This is a genomic window from Chitinimonas koreensis, assembly GCF_014353015.1.
Classification (GTDB): Bacteria; Pseudomonadota; Gammaproteobacteria; order Burkholderiales; family Chitinimonadaceae; genus Chitinimonas; species Chitinimonas koreensis.
This window is the reverse complement of the sequence record NZ_CP060704.1, coordinates 4,709,029-4,726,892: the sequence shown is the minus strand read 5'-3', so window position 1 is coordinate 4,726,892 and position 17,864 is coordinate 4,709,029. Positions and strand designations below refer to the sequence as shown.

General features: G+C 68.1%; 13 protein-coding genes. 2 read left to right on the top strand and 11 right to left on the bottom strand.

Features of this window, described 5'->3' with window-relative positions; all coding sequences use genetic code 11:
- Window positions 1-52 precede the first annotated feature (52 nt).
- The 10 genes from H9L41_RS19950 to grpE all read right to left on the bottom strand — a co-directional run bounded on the left by H9L41_RS19950 (window position 53) and on the right by grpE (window position 10,524).
- Entirely contained in the window at window positions 53-1,564 is a 1,512-nt protein-coding gene (locus H9L41_RS19950) for a YdgA family protein (RefSeq protein ID WP_028444927.1), read from the bottom strand.
- A 232-nt stretch (window positions 1,565-1,796) separates the two neighbouring features.
- Complete coding sequence (gene purB, locus H9L41_RS19945) at window positions 1,797-3,164, bottom strand: adenylosuccinate lyase (protein WP_028444928.1); 1,368 nt, start codon at window positions 3,162-3,164, stop codon at window positions 1,797-1,799.
- A gap of 294 nt (window positions 3,165-3,458) precedes the next feature.
- Complete coding sequence (gene murI, locus H9L41_RS19940) at window positions 3,459-4,268, bottom strand: glutamate racemase (protein WP_028444929.1); 810 nt, start codon at window positions 4,266-4,268, stop codon at window positions 3,459-3,461.
- Window positions 4,269-4,497: 229 nt separating this feature from the next.
- Entirely contained in the window at window positions 4,498-5,595 is a 1,098-nt protein-coding gene (locus tag H9L41_RS19935; RefSeq protein ID WP_051318736.1) for a sensor histidine kinase, read from the bottom strand.
- A 48-nt stretch (window positions 5,596-5,643) separates the two neighbouring features.
- Window positions 5,644-5,856 (bottom strand): hypothetical protein, encoded by a 213-nt coding sequence (locus H9L41_RS19930; protein WP_028444930.1) that lies wholly within the window; start codon window positions 5,854-5,856, stop codon window positions 5,644-5,646.
- Window positions 5,857-5,881: 25 nt separating this feature from the next.
- The gene (locus H9L41_RS19925; protein WP_157461867.1) at window positions 5,882-6,031 is read right to left on the bottom strand and encodes a hypothetical protein; all 150 of its coding nucleotides are present in this window, start codon (window positions 6,029-6,031) and stop codon (window positions 5,882-5,884) included.
- Window positions 6,032-6,236: 205 nt separating this feature from the next.
- Window positions 6,237-7,361 (bottom strand): molecular chaperone DnaJ, encoded by a 1,125-nt coding sequence (dnaJ, locus tag H9L41_RS19920; protein WP_028444931.1) that lies wholly within the window; start codon window positions 7,359-7,361, stop codon window positions 6,237-6,239.
- A gap of 63 nt (window positions 7,362-7,424) precedes the next feature.
- The gene (locus H9L41_RS19915) at window positions 7,425-7,763 is read right to left on the bottom strand and encodes a four helix bundle protein (protein WP_265583853.1); all 339 of its coding nucleotides are present in this window, start codon (window positions 7,761-7,763) and stop codon (window positions 7,425-7,427) included.
- Window positions 7,764-7,787: 24 nt separating this feature from the next.
- Window positions 7,788-9,704: a molecular chaperone DnaK gene (gene dnaK / locus H9L41_RS19910; protein WP_028444933.1), complete on the bottom strand. Its 1,917-nt coding sequence runs from the start codon at window positions 9,702-9,704 to the stop codon at window positions 7,788-7,790.
- 262 nt (window positions 9,705-9,966) lie between these two features.
- Window positions 9,967-10,524, bottom strand: a complete 558-nt coding sequence (gene grpE, locus H9L41_RS19905; RefSeq protein ID WP_034606083.1) for a nucleotide exchange factor GrpE — start codon at window positions 10,522-10,524, stop codon at window positions 9,967-9,969.
- A gap of 363 nt (window positions 10,525-10,887) precedes the next feature.
- Between grpE and aceA the strand changes: the two genes are divergently transcribed.
- On the top strand, window positions 10,888-12,186 hold the full coding sequence (gene aceA, locus H9L41_RS19900; protein WP_028444935.1) for an isocitrate lyase: 1,299 nt from the start codon (window positions 10,888-10,890) through the stop codon (window positions 12,184-12,186).
- A 349-nt stretch (window positions 12,187-12,535) separates the two neighbouring features.
- On the top strand, window positions 12,536-14,701 hold the full coding sequence (locus H9L41_RS19895) for a malate synthase G (protein ID WP_028444936.1): 2,166 nt from the start codon (window positions 12,536-12,538) through the stop codon (window positions 14,699-14,701).
- Window positions 14,702-15,054: 353 nt separating this feature from the next.
- On the opposite strand, the gene H9L41_RS19890 is transcribed toward H9L41_RS19895, so the two are convergent.
- Window positions 15,055-17,688 (bottom strand): bifunctional diguanylate cyclase/phosphodiesterase, encoded by a 2,634-nt coding sequence (locus tag H9L41_RS19890; protein WP_028444937.1) that lies wholly within the window; start codon window positions 17,686-17,688, stop codon window positions 15,055-15,057.
- Window positions 17,689-17,864 lie beyond the last annotated feature (176 nt).

Genomic DNA, 17,864 nt, shown 5'->3' with positions numbered 1-17,864 from the left:
CAAAACGCCCGGCATCGACCGGGCGTTTTGCTTGGCGGGGTGGACGCGGCCGCTATTGCACTGCGGCGGCGTCTTCGTCCTCGTCGCCGGCTTCCGCTTCGGCCGGCGCGGTGGCCTGCCACGGCAGCGGGATCGCCTTGCCGTTCACGCTGAGCCGGCCCTTCTGCCACTTGGCGGTGGCGCTCAGCATCTCGCCGTCGATGCGGATCAGGTTCTGATCGGCCAGCTTGCGGATCTGGCTTTCCATCAGGTTGCGCGCCAGGTTGTCGAGCTCGGAGGCATCGGGATGATCGCCGTCCTCGGTGTCGATCGCGATCATGCCGCGCGCCTGCCACAGCACGTAGGTCTCGATCACCTGCTTGGGCAGCTTGATGTCGGCGTTGGCGTCGAGCTTTTCCAGCAGCTTGATCGGCATGTCGAGGTCCTGGTCCTCGAAGCCTTTGAGCGCCAGGTCGGCCTTCACCGACACCTCGCCCTCGGGCAGCTTCACCGTCAGTTCCTTGATCGCCAGCGCCGGGTCGTTGCGCAGCAGCGGCTTGCCGTCCTTGCGGAAGGCGTCGAACATCGCCGCGGCCTGCTGGCGCGGATCGGGGATCTCGCGCTGGATCTTCGAGACGATCTTGGACAGCTTGGCCAGCGTCGGGCCGTGCAGGTGGGTGGCCGCCACCGACAGCTTGGCCGGGCCGTAGCTCTTGCCGTTGAGCACCAGCGTCTTGGCGGCCACGTCGCCGCTGGAATCGATGAACTCGCCCTGTTCGGCGGTCTTGACCAGGTAGCTCAGCGCTTCGAGCCTGGCGTCGATATTGCGGCCTTCGGTCTGGGTGAAGTGGGCCGAGGCGAGCGACAGCTTGCCCTCGCCGAGCATGATGCCGGCGCGGCCGCGCGCGTTGTGCGCCTCGAAGCGCAGGTCCTTGACCTCGAGCGAGCCCTTGGGGCCGGCCTGGAAGGTCAGGCCGGGCGCGACGGCGGCGATGTCGACCTTGTTGAAGTCGCCGCCGTAGGCCAGCGTGGCGTCGAGCCCCTGCCAGACCGCCTTGACCTTGGCCAGCGTCTCTTCGTAGGTGAAGGCCGGCACCTTGACCGAGAACACGCCGTCGTCGTCGAAGCGGATGCGGTTCTCGATCTGCAAGGGCTTCTGCTCGCCGAAGATCTTCTTCAGCACCGCCTGGGTGTCGGCGTTGAACTCGACGTCGGTGGTCACCGCCGCCTTGAGCGGCGTCGGGTTGCCCGACAGCAGCAACGGCAGCGGGCCGTGCCGCACGGTCTGGGTGTAGCTCAGCTCGAGCTTGGGGGCGTCCTCGCCGGCCAGCTTGAGCATCTCTAGATAGGGCGCCGCCAGCGTCGGGTTCAGCGCGATGGTGGTGCGCTCGTGCGAGCTGAACACGCCGCGCTGGTAGTCGCGCGACTTGACCACGAAGTAGGGCAGGTCGGCGATCAGCCGGTGCTGCTTGGCCAGCGTGATCTCGGCCTGCTTGCCGGCCCACCAGCTCGCGCCGGTGTAGGCGATGGCCAGCGCGCCGACGGCGGCGCCGATGAGGATAGGGAGTTTCTGCTTCTGGTTCACGGGGAGACCTTGTTGGCTAGGTGGCTGACGCACATACGGTTGATTCATCCACCCTCGAGCGCAGCGAGGCACCCTCAGGCCCACCCGCGAAGCCTTCGACTTCACGGGACCCCGGGGTGGCGAGGGCGGGGGAGTAGGAATGAATCAAGAGAGGCCGTCGAGCACGAGATGATCGTAAGCCCCCGGCTTTGCCGGGGGCCTGAGCTGCAGTGATCGCGCGCGCCACAGTCCCTCAGATGTTCCGGGCGAGTTCGACGGCGCGGCCGAGGTAGCTGGCCGGCGTCAGTTCGAGCAGGCGGGCGCGTTCCGGTTCCGGGATCGCCAGCGTGCGGATGAAGGCGTGCAGCGTGTCGCGGTTGATGCCGGCCTTGCCGCGCGTCAGGTCCTTGAGCTGCTCGTAGGCGTTCGGCACCGCGTAGCGGCGCATCACGGTCTGGATCGGCTCGGCCAGCACTTCCCAGTTGGCGTCGAGGTCGGCGGCCATCGCGGCCGGGTTGGCCTCGAGCTTGTCCAGGCCCTTGATCGCCGAGGCGTAGCCCAGCACCGCGTAGCCGAGCGCCACGCCCATGTTGCGCAGCACGGTCGAGTCGGTCAGGTCGCGCTGCCAGCGCGAGATCGGCAGCTTCTGGCTCAGGTGGGTCAGCATGGCGTTGGCGAGGCCGAGGTTGCCTTCCGAGTTCTCGAAGTCGATCGGGTTGACCTTGTGCGGCATGGTCGAGCTGCCGACTTCGCCTTCCTTGACCTTCTGCTTGAAGAAGCCGAGCGAGATATAGCCCCAGATGTCGCGGTTCATGTCGATCAGGATCGTGTTGATGCGGGCGAAGCTGTCGTACAGCTCGCTCATGTAATCGTGCGGCTCGATCTGGATCGTGTAGGGGTTGAAGGTCAGGCCGAGCGATTCGACGAAGCGCTGGGCGAAGGCCGGCCAGTCGACGTCGGGGTAGGCGGCCAGGTGGGCGTTGTAGTTGCCGACCGCGCCGTTGATCTTGCCCAGCAGCTCGACCGCGGCGATGCGCTCGAGCTGGCGCTCGAGCCGGTAGGCGACGTTGGCCAGTTCCTTGCCCATGGTGGTCGGCGTGGCCGGCTGGCCGTGGGTGCGCGACATCATCGGCTTGTCGGCCAGCGCGTGCGCCAGCGTCTTCAGGCGCGCCAGGATGCCTTCGAGCCGCGGCAGCGTGGCGGTGCGGCCGGCCTGCAGCATCAGGCCGTGCGACAGGTTGTTGATGTCTTCGCTGGTGCAGGCGAAATGGAGGAATTCGCTGACCGGGCCGATCTCCGGGTTGCCCGACAGCCGTTCCTTGAGCCAGTACTCGACCGCCTTGACGTCGTGGTTGGTGCGGCTCTCGATCGCCTTCACCTCTTCGGCGTGGCCTTCGGAGAAATGCGCGACCACTTCGTCGAGCTCGGCGATGGTGGCGGCGGAGAAGGCCGGTACTTCGATCACGCCCGGTTCGGCCGCCAGGGCCTTGAGCCATTCGACCTCGACCTTGACCCGGTACTTGATCAGCGCGAATTCGCTGAAGCAGTCGCGCAGGACGTCGACCTGCTTGTGGTAACGGCCGTCGAGCGGCGAAAGGGCGGTGAGCGTCGAAAGGGTCATGGCGAAAATCTCGGAAAAATCTCAATCAAAACAAGCCCGCGATTGTAGCACGCGGCTCTTTCGTGCTGCCCCTGCGACAACAAGCCGGTTCACAGGCTCGGGCAGATGTGGCACGGGTTGCGGGCGGCACCGCTGGTTCGACCTGCGCTCGATCATGTAGGAGCGGCTTTGGCCGCGAATGGTGGCATCTCCGCCACGTGACGTTCGATCCTGCATAGCCACGGCTTTGGCAGCGAACGACGATGGTGGCAGCCCCGCGAATCGCGGCCGAAGCCGTTCCTACATGGCCTACCGCTACAGCGCCACCATCTCCAGGTGCTTGAGGCTGCGGCCGAGGAAGCGCTCGCCCACGGTCTGGAAGCGCAGCGGGATGTCGGTCACGTAGTAGCGGTAGGTCGGCTCGATGCGTTGCGGGTTGGCCAGGTCGAGCTGGCCGAGCACGGCGGCCACCTGCTCGGCCACGCTGACGGCCGAATCGACCAGTGCGATGCCGGCGCCGATCTCCTGCGCCAGCAGCGGCTTGAGCAGCGGGTAATGGGTGCAGCCGAGCACCAGGGTGTCGATGCGCTCGGCCAGCACCGGCTTCAGGTATTCCTGCACCGTCAGCCGCGTCACCGGGTGGTCGAGCCAGCCCTCCTCGACCAGCGGAACCAGCAGCGGGCAGGCCTGCGAGTAGATGCGCGCCTCGGCGTTCAGCGCGTGCACGCCGCGCGCATAGGCATTGCTGTTGACGGTGGTCGGGGTGGCGATCACGCCGATCGCGTGGTTGCGCGTCACCGCCACCGCGTTGCGCGCGCCGGCCTCGATCACGTCGATCACCGGCACCGACACGCGGCTGCGGATCTTGTGCGCGGCCACCGCCGAGATGGTGTTGCAGGCGATCACCAGGAGCTTCACCTCCTGCTGCAGCAGGAAGTCGACGATCTGCTGGGTGAACTGCTCGATGGTGGCGACCGACTTGACGCCGTAGGGCACGCGCGCGGTATCGCCGAAGTAGACGATGTCCTCGAACGGCAGCCGTTCCATCAGCGCGCGGGTGACGGTGAGGCCGCCGATGCCGGAATCGAAGACGCCGATGGGGCGCGAGGCGAGCGGGGAAGGCATGGGGTGGGGCTCCTGGCGAAGGCGCGATTCTACGCCAGCGGCGGCGGGGTGAGCGGCGAGGAGGGCCGCGTAGGAGCGGCTTCAGCCGCGAATGGTCGAGTGCTCAACCGACAGCATTCGCGGCTGAAGCCGCTCCTACGGTGCTCGGCCACCGTAGGTCGGACTGAAGTCCGACCTACCACCCCCGCGGGTCGATTGCTGGAATAGCGGTATCCATGCGGGCCGACGCTCAACCCCGCTGCGCCAGCGGCACGGTCGCCAGCAGCAGCGTGCCGGGCCGCGCCGCAGCGATCTCGAGCCGGCCGCCGACCGCTTCGAGCCGCTCGCGCATGCCGGCCAGGCCCTGGCCGGCGCTCGCCTCGCCGATGCCCTGGCCGTCGTCGCTGACCGTCAGCGTCAGCTGCCGGTCCACCTCGCGCAGCCGCAGCTCGGCCCGCCGGGCCGAGGCATGGCGGACGATATTGGTGCTGGCCTCCATCGCCGCCTGCGCCAGCGCATGCTCGGCCGCCGCGTCGAGCTGCGGGATCGGCGCCAGCCCCAGCGTGGTCTCGACGCCGGCCGCACGCAGCGCCGCGTCGGCGCGCTCGATCGCCTCGGGCAGGCTGACCGAGCGCAGCCCGACGATGGCCTGGCGCACCTCGGTCAGCGCCTGGCGCGCGGTGGCGGCGACCTCCTTCATCTCGGCCGCGGCGCGCTCGGGCTCGGCGGCGGCCAGCTTGTGGCCGAGCTCGGCCTTGAGCGCGATCAGGCTCAGCGTATGGCCGAGCAGGTCGTGCAGGTCGCGGGCGATCCGCTCGCGCTCGGCCACCTTGGCCAGCCGGGCGATCTCGACGTCCTTCTCGGCGATCGCCTGCTTCGATCTGCGCGCCTCGCGCTGGCCCAGCATGGTCGAGCCGAGGCCGAGGATCAGGCCGGCGGTGACGCCGAAATAGGAGCCGCTCATCTGGTAGTGGTCGAAGGCCACGAAGGCCGCGGCGGTGACCGCGAACATGCCGATGAAGGCCTCGCGCCGGCCGGCGCGCTCGCCGGGCAGGCCGGCGTAGATGAACAGCGTATGGGCCGCCGGGTTGTGCGGCATCAGCCACAGGCCGATCAGGAAGATGCCGGCCTGCGAGATCCACAGCCGCGGCCCGCTGGCGTAGTAGCTCCAGAAGTGGAGCGGCAGGAACAGCGCGGTGGCGAGGAGCGTGAGCTGCAGGTCGAAGATCGCGCCCCAGTCGCGGGCGCGGTCGAGCAGCGGGGCGTAGAGGAAGCCGAGCCACAGCAGCGAGCCGATCGGGCCGGCGAGCTGGCTGCAACGTTGCTTGAGGGTTTGGGACTGGAACATGGCGATGTCTCCGGGTGGGACGAGCATAGCGTGGGCTGGACGGCGCCGTCAGCGCGGGGCGCGTGGGCCGAGCCAGGCGAACAGCGCGCCGCCGAGCGAGCCGCACAGGCCGGCCAGCAGGACCAGGCCGCCCGCGCTGCGCAGCAGCAGGGCGGGGTCGCACGGCTGCGGCAACTGGCCGATGCCGAAGCAGCTGCCGGCGCCGAGGCCGAACAGGCCGCAGACGATGCCGACCACGGCGGCGCGCTGGGTCGATTGCATGGCGGGCTCCGGGTTGGGCTGGCGGTCAGGCGGCGTTCGGCGCGCGGTGGGCGGGCTGCGCGGCGGGGGCGGTGCGGTCGGCCGGGCTGCGCTTGGCCGGCGGCGGCGCCGACAGCAGCGCGACGGCGATGGCGGCGATCACGACGATCGGCCGAGCGGAAAGGGAAGGGCACATCGCGGTCTGCTCCACGGGTTGGGATGGCTGCCATTGTTCCCGTGGCGCGCGGCGCACGGCAGTCGCAAGCGTCAGGACATGACCGTGACGTTTGTCATGGCCCGGACGTGACGGCGGCTGGCCGGCGGCGCAAAAAGCGACAGGCCCCGCAGGGCCTGTTCGCTGGTGCCGACGTGCAATCGGCGCGGGCGCGTCGCGCGGCGGATCAGTTGAAGAAATCCTTCACCTTGTCCATCCACGACTTGGCGCGCGGGTTGTGCTTGGCGTCGTCCTCGAGGCTGATGGTCTCGAATTCGCGCAGCAGCTCGCGCTGGCGGTCGGTCAGCTTGACCGGCGTCTCGACCACCACGTGACACATCAGGTCGCCGGTAACCGCGCTGCGCACGCCCTTGATGCCCTTGCCGCGCAGGCGGAACACCGCGCCGGTCTGGGTCTCGGCCGGGATCTTGAGCTTGACCGCGCCGTCGAGCGTCGGGATCTCGATCTCGCCGCCGAGCGCCGCGGTGGCGAAGCTGATCGGCATCTCGCAATGCAGGTCGCTGCCGTCGCGCTCGAACACGCTGTGCGCCTTGAGGTGGATGACCACGTACAGGTCGCCCGGCGGGCCGCCGTTGACGCCCGGCTCGCCCTCGCCCGACAGGCGGATGCGATCGCCCTCGTCGACGCCGGCGGGGATCTTCACGTTGAGCGTCTTGTGGGTCTTGACCCGGCCGGCGCCGTGGCAGGTGCGGCAGGGATCGGGGATCACCTTGCCGGTGCCGTGGCAGGTCGGGCAGGTCTGCTGCAGCGAGAAGAAGCCCTGCTGCACCCGCACCTGGCCGTGGCCGCCGCAGGTGCCGCAGGTCTTGGCCTGGGTGCCCGGCTTGGCGCCGGTACCGTGGCAGGTCTCGCACTCGTCGTGGGTCGGGATCTTGATCTTGGTCTCGGTGCCGCGCGCCGCTTCCTCGAGGCTGACCTCGAGGTTGTAGCGCAGGTCCGAGCCGCGATAGACGTTGGAACGCCCGCCGCGGCCGCCGCCACCGCCGAAGATGTCGCCGAAGATGTCGCCGAAGGCATCGGCGAAGCCGCCGCCGCCGAAGCCGCCGGCGCCCATGCCGGCCTGCGGGTCGACCCCGGCATGGCCGTACTGGTCATAGGCCGCGCGCTTCTGGCCGTCGGACAGGATCTCGTAGGCCTCCTTGGCCTCCTTGAACTTCTCCTCGGCATCCTTGCTGTCGGGGTTGCGGTCCGGGTGGTATTTCATCGCCAGCTTGCGATAGGACTTCTTGATGTCCTCGTCGCTGGCGTCCCTGTTTACGCCCAGGATTTCGTAGAAATCTTTTTTAGCCATGTGTCCGTGAGGTGTGAGGTGTGAGGTGTGAGGTGTGCGCTCATCCCAGCCGTTGCGACTGGATCAAGCCCCCAGCAGACCGAACACTTCTTCCAGCCTCTCCTCGAAAGCGTTGACGTTGAAAGACGCGAAATAGCCGAGCTGTTTCGCGATCAGGTAATGCGTTTCCAGCTCGCTCAATGAACCACGCGCCACATGCAGAAAGTGCAGAAACTCTTTCTGTGTGGCGCGCGCTGCACCCTCCGCGATGTTGCTGGGCACCGATATGGCGGCCCGCCGCATCTGGGAGGTCAGGCAGAAGGTCTCTTCGCGAGGAAACGAGGCGCTGATCGCGTAAACCTCACGAACCAGCGTCATGGCAGCTTGCCACACCCGCAGCTCGTGATGCTTGCGCTTCACCACGCCTCACTCCTCACGCCTAACCCCTCACTGCTTGTCGTCCTTCACTTCCGTGAACTCCGCATCGACCACGTTGCCGTCGTCCTGCTTGGCTTCGCCGCCGGCCGGCTGGGCTTCGGCGCCCTGCTGGGCGGCGTACATCTTCTCGGCCAGCTTGTGCGAGGCGGTCATCAGCGCTTCGCTCTTGGCATCGATCGCGGCCTTGTCGTCGCCCTTCACCACGCCCTCGGCGTCGCTCAGGGCCGATTCGATCGCGCTCTTCTCGTCGGCGGTGATCTTGTCGCCGAATTCGGCCAGCGACTTCTTCACCGAGTGGATCAGGCCTTCGAGCTGGTTGCGGGCGCCGACCAGTTCGGTCAGTTTCTTGTCTTCCTCGGCGTTGGCCTCGGCGTCCTTCACCATGCGCTGGATCTCGTCTTCCGACAGGCCCGAGTTCGCCTTGATGGTGATGTTGTTGGCCTTGCCGGTGGCCTTGTCCTTGGCGCTCACGTGCAGGATGCCGTTGGCGTCGATGTTGAACTCGACCTCGATCTGCGGCACGCCGCGGGCGGCGGCCGGGATGCCCTCGAGGTTGAACTGGCCCAGCGACTTGTTGGCCGAGGCTTTCTCGCGCTCGCCCTGCAGCACGTGGATGGTCACCGCGCTCTGGTTGTCGTCGGCGGTCGAGAACACCTGCGAGGCCTTGGTCGGGATCGTGGTGTTCTTGGCGATCAGCTTGGTCATCACGCCGCCCAGCGTCTCGATGCCCAGGCTCAGCGGGCTGACGTCGAGCAGCAGCACGTCCTTGCGGTCGCCCGACAGCACCGAGCCCTGGATCGCGGCGCCGACGGCGACGGCTTCGTCCGGGTTCACGTCGCGGCGCGCTTCCTTGCCGAAGAACTCCTTCACCTTGTCGATGACCTTGGGCATGCGGGTCTGGCCGCCGACCAGGATCACGTCGTCGATGTCGCTGACCTTGATGCCGGCATCCTTGAGCGCGATGCGGCACGGCTCGATCGAACGCTCGATCAGGTCTTCCACCAGGCTCTCGAACTTGGCGCGGCTGATCTTCATCGCCAGGTGCTTCGGACCGGTCGCGTCCATCGTCACGTAGGGCAGGTTGATCTCGGTCTGGGTGGTGCTGGACAGTTCGATCTTGGCCTTCTCGGCCGCTTCCTTGAGCCGCTGCAGCGCCATCACGTCCTTCTTCAGGTCGATGCCCTGCTCCTTCTTGAACTCGGTGACGATGTAGTCGATCAGGCGCTGGTCGAAGTCCTCGCCGCCGAGGAAGGTGTCGCCGTTGGTGGCCAGCACTTCGAACTGCTTGTCGCCGTCGACGTCGGCGATCTCGATGATCGAGATGTCGAAGGTGCCGCCGCCGAGGTCGTACACCGCGATCTTGCTGTCGCCCTTTTCCTTCTTGTCGAGGCCGAAGGCGAGCGCCGCGGCGGTCGGTTCGTTGATGATGCGCTTCACTTCGAGGCCGGCGATGCGGCCGGCGTCCTTGGTGGCCTGGCGCTGGCTGTCGTTGAAGTAGGCCGGCACCGTGATCACGGCCTCGGTCACTTCCTCGCCCAGGTAGTCCTCGGCGGTCTTCTTCATCTTGCGCAGCACTTCGGCGCTGATCTGCGGCGGGGCCATCTTCTTGCCGCGCACTTCGACCCAGGCGTCGCCGTTGTCGGCGCGGGTGATCGAGTAGGGCATCAGGTCGATGTCCTTCTGCACTTCCTTCTCTTCGAACTTGCGGCCGATCAGGCGCTTGACGGCGTACAGCGTGTTGCGCGGGTTGGTGACGGCCTGGCGCTTGGCGGGCGCGCCGACCAGGATCTCGTCGTCGGTGTAGGCGATGATGGACGGCGTGGTGCGCGCGCCTTCCGCGTTCTCGATGACCTTGACGTTGCCGCCTTCGAGCACGGCCACGCAGCTGTTGGTGGTGCCGAGGTCGATACCGATGATCTTTGCCATGTCTGCAATCCTCTTGAGTGTCTGGGTGCCGGACGGGGCCGGCGCGAATCCTGAATAACCTTGCTGCTTAAGTGGGGTTGGGGCGCGCTTTTCAAGCGCTTTACGTGAGGTGTGGGGCGTTAGGTGTGAGGTGTTCGCGAGGCCGCTGCAGCATCAAGTTCACTCCCTTGTCACCCGCGTCCGGCCGTTGCGCGATTCTGGACGCGGGCACCTGCGGGCGATCTAGCGCCGGCGGTCATCCGCGCCCCTCACGCCTTACACCTCACTCCTCACGCGCCTTCGCCACCACCACCATCGCCGGCCGCAGCACGCGCTCGGCGATCGCGTAGCCCTTCTGCATCACGTCGACCACCGTGTTGGGCTCCTGCTCGGCCTCGACCGCGCTCATCGCCTGGTGCTTGTTCGGGTCGAGCTTGTCGCCGGCCTTGGGGTCGATTTCCTTGATCTGGAACTTGTCGAAGGCGCCGGCCAGGTTGCGCAGCGTCATCTCCACGCCCATCTTGATGTTCTCGATCGACGAGTTGTCCTTCAGCGCCATCTCCAGGCAGTCCTTGACCACCAGGAGCTCGCCGGCGAACTTGCCGACCGCGTATTTGTGCGCCGCGGCAACGTCGTCCTGCGCACGGCGGCGCAGATTTTCGGCCTCGGCCTTGCCATACAGCAGCGCGCTCTGCAGCTCGGCCACCTTGGCCTCGAGCGCCTGCACCTGGGCTTCCAGGCTCTCGGCCGCCACCGCTTCCTCGTGTTCGACCGCCGCAGCCGTCGGTTCCACCTCAAATGCTTGATCCTGTTGGTTTTCCTGCTGGGGTTCCTGTTGCATGTCGCATGCCTCCTGAATCGATAAGCCCCAAGATGAGGATGGTTATTCGGATTTCAAGAGGGCCGGGACGCACGCCGTGCTGTGGCCGCGCCGCCACGCCGTTGTTGCGGATTCAACAAATCATACGCTCGTTTGAAATTTTTGCTGCATCGCAACTGAAACTGCTTATAATCGACTACATCACTACAGGAACACCCTAGCTGGCTCCCACCCTCCGCCAGACCCGGGTCCATATCGCCCCAAGCAGCATCCAGCCGGGGCGCAGGCTCGCAGCAACACCCGCGGGCCCCTCCGAGCTACTCCCCATTTGATTCGCGCGCCGCCGGGGCCGCCCGGGGCACGCCGCCCAACGAGGTAGAAGATATGTCGACTCGCGAAGAACGCATCGCCGCCATTCAAAAGGACTGGGACACCAACCCGCGCTGGAAGGGCATCAAGCGCGGCTATACCGCTGCCGACGTCGAGCGCCTGCGCGGCTCCGTCCAGAACGAGCATAGCCTGGCCCGCCGCGGCGCCGAGAAGCTGTGGAACCTGGTCAACAACGAACCCTACATCAACTGCCTCGGCGCCCTGACCGGCGGCCAGGCGATGCAGCAGGTCAAGGCCGGCGTGAAGGCCATCTACCTGTCGGGCTGGCAGGTCGCCGCCGACAACAACGAATACTCGGCCATGTACCCCGACCAGTCGCTGTACCCGGTCGACTCGGTGCCCAAGGTGGTCGAGCGCATCAACAACGCCTTCGCCCGCGCCGACGAGATCCAGCACAGCAAGGGCGTGGAGCGGGGCGACAAGGGCTTCGTCGACTACTACGCGCCGATCGTGGCCGATGCCGAAGCCGGCTTCGGCGGCGTGCTGAACGCCTACGAGCTGATGAAGTCGATGATCCGCGCCGGCGCCGCCGGCGTGCACTGGGAAGACCAGCTCGCCTCGGTCAAGAAGTGCGGCCACATGGGCGGCAAGGTGCTGGTGCCGACCGCCGAAGCCGTGCAGAAGCTGATCGCCGCCCGTCTCGCCGCCGACGTCTACGGCGTGCCGACCCTGGTGATCGCGCGTACCGACGCCGAAGCCGCCGATCTCCTGACCAGCGACTACGACGACAACGACAAGCCCTTCCTGACCGGCGAACGCACCGCCGAAGGCTTCTACAAGACCAAGAAGGGCATCGAGCAGGCGATCAGCCGCGCCGTGGCCTACGCCGAGTACGCCGACCTGGTGTGGTGCGAGACCGGCACGCCCGATCTGGAATTCGCCCGCAAGTTCGCCGAGGCGGTGCACGCCAAGCACCCGGGCAAGCTGCTGGCCTACAACTGCTCGCCGTCGTTCAACTGGAAGAAGAACCTCGACGACGCCACCATCGCCAAGTTCCAGCGCGAGCTCGGCGCGATGGGCTACAAGTATCAGTTCATCACTTTGGCCGGCATCCATTCCATGTGGTACAACATGTTCGACCTCGCCCAGGACTACGTGGCGCGCGGCATGTCGGCCTACGTGGAGCGCGTGCAGGAGCCCGAGTTCGCCGCCCGCGAGCGTGGCTACACCTTCGTCAGCCACCAGCAGGAAGTCGGCACCGGCTACTTCGACGACGTCACCACCGTGATCCAGGGCGGTGCGTCCTCGGTGACCGCGCTGACCGGTTCGACCGAAGAAGAGCAATTTCACTGATCCGGGGTTTGGTTGTGGGGTGATGGGCTGAGTGCGACCGGCAAAGCCGGCCGGGTTTGGCCTGTCGCGGGTGGCAGGATCAGTCCCTGATTCAATCCGACTCCCCCTGCCCTCGCCGCCGCGAGGGAGCCTCGCTGACGCTCGTCAGCGACGCCAAACGCCTTCAGTGTTGCGAATGGACGCCGCCATACTCTTTGAGTGGGCGGCGTTCGTTCATCTGGGTTTGCATTAAAGAATCAATGCGAAGAGTAGTGCCGTGGACCCCGAAGCCGGCCGACTGCGTAGTCGCGTCCGCCTTGTCATCAGTCGTGTCCTTGGCTACTTTGCGCTTCCCACATAGAGGTGCTCCATGACCGAACGCATCCAGCACGGCAGCCTGGCCATCGACCGGGCGCTGTACGAATTCGTCAATACCGAAGCCATCCCGGGCAGCGGCGTCGAGGCCGAGGCTTTCTGGTCGGCCTTCGAGCGCATCGTCGCCGACCTGGCGCCGAAGAACCGCGCGCTGCTGGCCCGCCGCGACGCGCTGCAGGCGCAGATCGACGACTGGCACCGCGCCAACCCGGCCTTCGACGCCGTGGCCTACAAGGCCTTCCTGGTCGAGATCGGCTACCTCGAGGCCGAGGGGCCGGATTTCGAGGTGAGCACCGAGAACGTCGACGCCGAGATCGCCACGCTGGCCGGCCCGCAGCTGGTGGTGCCGGTGAAGAACGCGCGCTACGCGCTCAACGCCGCCAATGCGCGCTGGGGCTCGCTGTACGACGCGCTGTACGGCACCGACGCGATCGCCGAGGACGGCGGCGCCGAGAAGGGCAAGGGCTACAACCCGGTGCGCGGCGCCCGCGTGATCGCCTTCGCGCGCAATTTCCTCGACGCCACCTTCCCGCTGGAGACCAGTTCGCACCAGGCCGCCACCCGCTACGCGGTGGCGGACGGCCGGCTGGCGGTGACGCTCGAGGACGGCCGCACCGTCGGCCTCGCCACGCCCGCGCTGTTCGTCGGCTACCGCGGCGACGCGGCCGCGCCGGCCGGCGTGCTGCTGCGCCACAATGGCCTGCACGTCGAGATCCAGATCGACGCCGACCATCCGATCGGCAAGGACGACGCGGCCCATGTCAAGGACCTGTGCCTCGAGGCCGCTGTCACCACCATCCAGGATTGCGAGGATTCGATCGCCGCGGTCGACGCCGAGGACAAGGTCGAGGTCTACCGCAACTGGCTGGGCCTGATGCTGGGCACGCTGGAGGACACCTTCGACAAGGGCGGCCGCCAGCTCACCCGCCGCATGAACGGCGACCGCACGTTCACCGCGGCCGACGGCGGCGAGCTGCGCCTGCACGGCCGTTCGCTGATGCTGCTGCGCAACGTCGGCCACCTGATGACCAACCCGGCCATCCTGCACGACGGCGACGAGGTGTTCGAAGGCATCATGGACGCCGCCGTCACCGCGCTGATCGCCAAGCACGACATCGACGGCCGCGGCGCGCTGCGCAACAGCCGCACCGGCTCGATGTACATCGTGAAGCCCAAGATGCACGGCCCGGCCGAAGTGGCCTTCGCGGTCGAGCTGTTCGGCCGCGTCGAGGAGGCGCTGGGCCTGGCCCGCAACACGCTGAAGATCGGCGTGATGGACGAGGAGCGCCGCACCTCGGTCAACCTGAAGGAATGCATCCGCGCCGCGCGCGAACGCATCATCTTCATCAACACCGGCTTCATGGACCGCACCGGCGACGAGATCCACACCTCGATGGAAGCCGGCCCGGTGGTGCGTAAGGAGGCGATGAAGGGCACGACCTGGATCGGCGCCTACGAGAACAGCAACGTCGACGTCGGCCTCATGTGCGGGCTCAAGGGCCGCGCCCAGATCGGCAAGGGCATGTGGCCCAAGCCGGACCTGATGGCCGAGATGCTCAAGGCCAAGATCGGCCACCCGAACGCCGGCGCCAACTGCGCCTGGGTGCCGTCGCCGACCGGCGCGGTGCTGCATGCGCTGCACTATCACCAGGTCGACGTGGCGGCACGCCAGGACGAGCTGAAGGCGCGGCCGCGCGCCTCGGTCGACGACATCCTGACCCTGCCGCTGGCGCCGACGACCGACTGGAGCGCCGACGAGATCCGCACCGAGCTGGAGAACAACTGCCAGGGCATCCTCGGCTACGTGGTGCGCTGGGTCGATCAGGGCGTCGGCTGCTCCAAGGTGCCCGACATCCACGACGTCGGCCTGATGGAAGACCGCGCCACGCTGCGCATCTCGAGCCAGCACGTGGCCAACTGGCTGCGCCACGGCATCGTGAGCGCGGCGCAGGTGCGCGAGGTGCTGGAACGGATGGCGGCGGTGGTGGATGCGCAGAACGCCGGCGACCCGAACTACCGGCCGATGGCGCCCGGCTTCGACGGCATCGCCTTCAAGGCGGCCTGCGACCTGGTGTTCGAAGGCACGAAGCAGCCCAACGGCTATACCGAGCCGCTGCTGCACAAGGCGCGGCTGGCGGTGAAGGCGCAGCGGCGCGGCTGATCCTTTCCGCTTGCCGGATATTCGGCCGAAACGAAACGGGCCTGTCCGCGGACAGGCCCGTTCTGCATTCGCAGCCGGGGCCTGCGCACACGCGCAGGAGCGATGCAGGAGCGGCTTCGGCCGAGAATGGCGGCCGTGGACGCTCGGCCATTCGCGGCTGAAGCCGCTCCTACGGTGAGCCTCGTGGTCCCGGCATCGCCGGTGTCGTCGCCGCGGCCGGTGTAGGTCGGACTTCAGTCCGACAGCGATCGGGTTCGAGGCCGCTGTCGGACCGAAGTCCGACCGACCGTTGCGCATCGGCTGCGCTGCCTGCCGGACGCTCCAGACCGCGTCGGCGCACGCCGGCCGCCGCCTCAGATGTCGATCCCGTCGCCGTGCATCCGCTCGTCCACCCATTTCTCGAACGCCTCGGCCGCCATCGGCCGGCCGAAGTAATAGCCCTGGATGTAGTCGCAGCCCATGTCGCGCAGCAGCCGCCATTGCGCCTCGTGCTCGACGCCCTCGGCGGTGACGCCGGCGCCCAGGCCCTTGCCCATGGTGATCATGCTGCGCACCAGCAGTTGCGCCGCCTCGTCGTTGACGCCGTCGATGAACAGCTTGTCCAGCTTGATCTTCTCGACCTTGTAGCGGCGCAGGTAGCTGAAGGTGGCATAGCCGGTGCCGAAGTCGTCGATCGCGATGTCGATCTCGGCCGCCTGCAGTGCCTGCAGGTTGGCGGTGATGACCGGCGACGATTCGAGCGCCAGGCCCTCGGTGACCTCGAACTCGATGCCGCTGCAGCCGACGTCGTGGCGCGCCATCGCGGTGAACAGCCGCAGCGCCAGCGCCGGGTCGGCCAGCTGGCGCGGCGACAGGTTGATGGCCAGCTTGAGTACCACCGGCAATTCGTCGCGCCAGCGCCGCAGCTGCGCCAGCGCGGTGTCGACCACCCAGTCGCCGAGCTCGCCGATCAGCCCGCTTTCTTCGGCGATCGGGATGAATTCGGCCGGCGAGACCGCGCCGAAGGCGGCGTGGGTCCAGCGCAGCAGCACCTCGGCGCCGACCGGCTGGCCGCTGTGGGCGTCGACATAGGGCTGGTAGACCAGCGACAGCCCGCCCTGGCTCAGCGCCTGGCGCAGCGCCTGGGCCAGCGCCAGCCGGCGCTCCGACAGCGCGCGCAGGCGGGCGTCGTACCACACCACCTTGTCCTGGTTGCTGTGCTGGGCGTAGTCGAGCGCCAGGCTCGCTTCCTGCAGCCGCGCCAGGCTGAGCACGCCGGCATTGCAGAACACCGCGCCGATGCGGCATTGCGGCCGGTAGACGCCGCTGTCGAGCTGGCACGGCGCGCCGAGCCGATCCTCCAGGTCGGCCAGCCGGCGCCGGCCCGATTCGGCGTCGCCGGCATGGAACAGCAGGTCGAAACGCTTGCCGCCGCTGCGCGCCGCCAGCTCGTCGTCGCCGAGCGCGGCGGTCAGCCGGCCGGCCAGGATCACCAGCAGCCGGTCGCCGGCCTCGCGGCCGTACAGCAGGTTGATGTCCTCCAGCCCCTCGATGCGCACCACCGCCACCACCACCGCGCCGGTCCAGTCGGTGCGCCGGCTGTCGAGCTCCTGGCTCAGCCGCAGCGCGCTGGAGAGCCCGGTCAGCGGATCGAAGTAGACCTGCCGGTGCAGGCTGTGCTCGACCCCGCGCCGGGTCGAGCTTTCCAGCGACAGCGCGGCCAGCGCGGCGGCGGTGACCAGGAAGTTGGCATCTTCCGAAGCCCACTCGACCGTCCCGCCGTGCTCGACCGACAGTTCGCCGATCAGCTTGCCGTCGCGCATGATGGCCGCGCAGGCGCCGGGGTTCGGGCTGCCGGTGACGAGCAGGTAGCGCTCGGCCAGCACCTGGCGCTGGTCGGCCGGCCGCCGCGGCGCTTTGCCCTCGGCCGGCCGGTCGGCGGCGACGTCCAGATCGACCACCGTGCGGACGCCGTCGGCATCGTCGGTATACAGCAGCAGGTGCACCCGGCGGACCCGCAGCGTCTGGCCGACCAGGCGGGCGAAGCCGCGCCAGAAGGCGGCTTCGTCCTGGGTCTCGTCGTGGCGGTGGGTATAGATGTGGCCGACCAGCGCGACCGTGGCGCCGCGCTGGCCGGCCTGCCGTTCGGCCTTGGCCTGCAGCGCGCGGTGGCGCTGGCGGCCGTCGAGCAGCAGCGCATAGCACAGCCCGACCATCAGCAGGATCAGCAGCGTCGCCGGCAAGGCCAGCGCCTGCAGGAAGGCGCTGCCGCTGCGGATCGGCGTCCAGCACAGGTAGCGCGCCTGCACGCCGGTGAGCGGCGTGGCGGCGACGCAGGCGGCCTCGGGCCGCGGCGCATCGTGCAGGGCAAGGTCGGGCAGCCGCTGGGCAGCCAGCAGGTCGAGCATGCGGGCGGTATCGACCCGGCGGGCGAACAGCAGCGCGCGGCGGCCGTCCTGCGGGCCCGGCGACTGGGCCGCGATGCGCTGGGCGGCGACCCAGTAGGCATGGTCGTTCCAGGCCAGGTCGCGCAGGGTCGCCTCGCCGGCCGGCGGCTGGCGCAGCACCGCGTCGATCAGCGCGCGCCAGTCGGGCAGGCGCGCCAGGTCGAAGCCGGCCGGGTCGAGCAGCTTGCCCTTGTACATCAGCCGGTCGACCCGGCCGTCGACGTCGACCAGCAGCATCAGGTCGATCTTGAGCTTGCTGTGGATGGTCTCGGTGGTGCTCTCGTCGAACCAGGCGAGATCGGCCTTGGCCGGCAGGCCGACGCGCCGGTACATGTCGTCCCACTGCGCGTAGTCGTACAGCGTGGGCGGCAGCTGGCGGCGCGACTGGTCGAGCAGCGCGCGCACCAGCGTCTCCTCGGCGCGGATGGCGGCCAGGTTCTGCTGGTCGGCGGTGCGCAGCATCAGCCAGGCCAGGCCGCACAAGAGGGCCAGCAACAGCAGCAGCATCAACGCGGCGAAGCGGTCGAAGATGCCGGACGACGACTGGGGCCGCTGGTTCAAGACTTCCTCCGATCCGTCCAATCCACTAGGTCTTGAATAGGTCTTGCGCCGGACCGCGGCGAGCGGGGACGGCGCGCCCGGCGGCGGACGCGCCGATCCGACGGCCGGCATGGCCCTTCTCAGGACTATATATAGCCCATGGACTTGCGCCGGCGCCGTGCAAGCGGCCGGCGCGA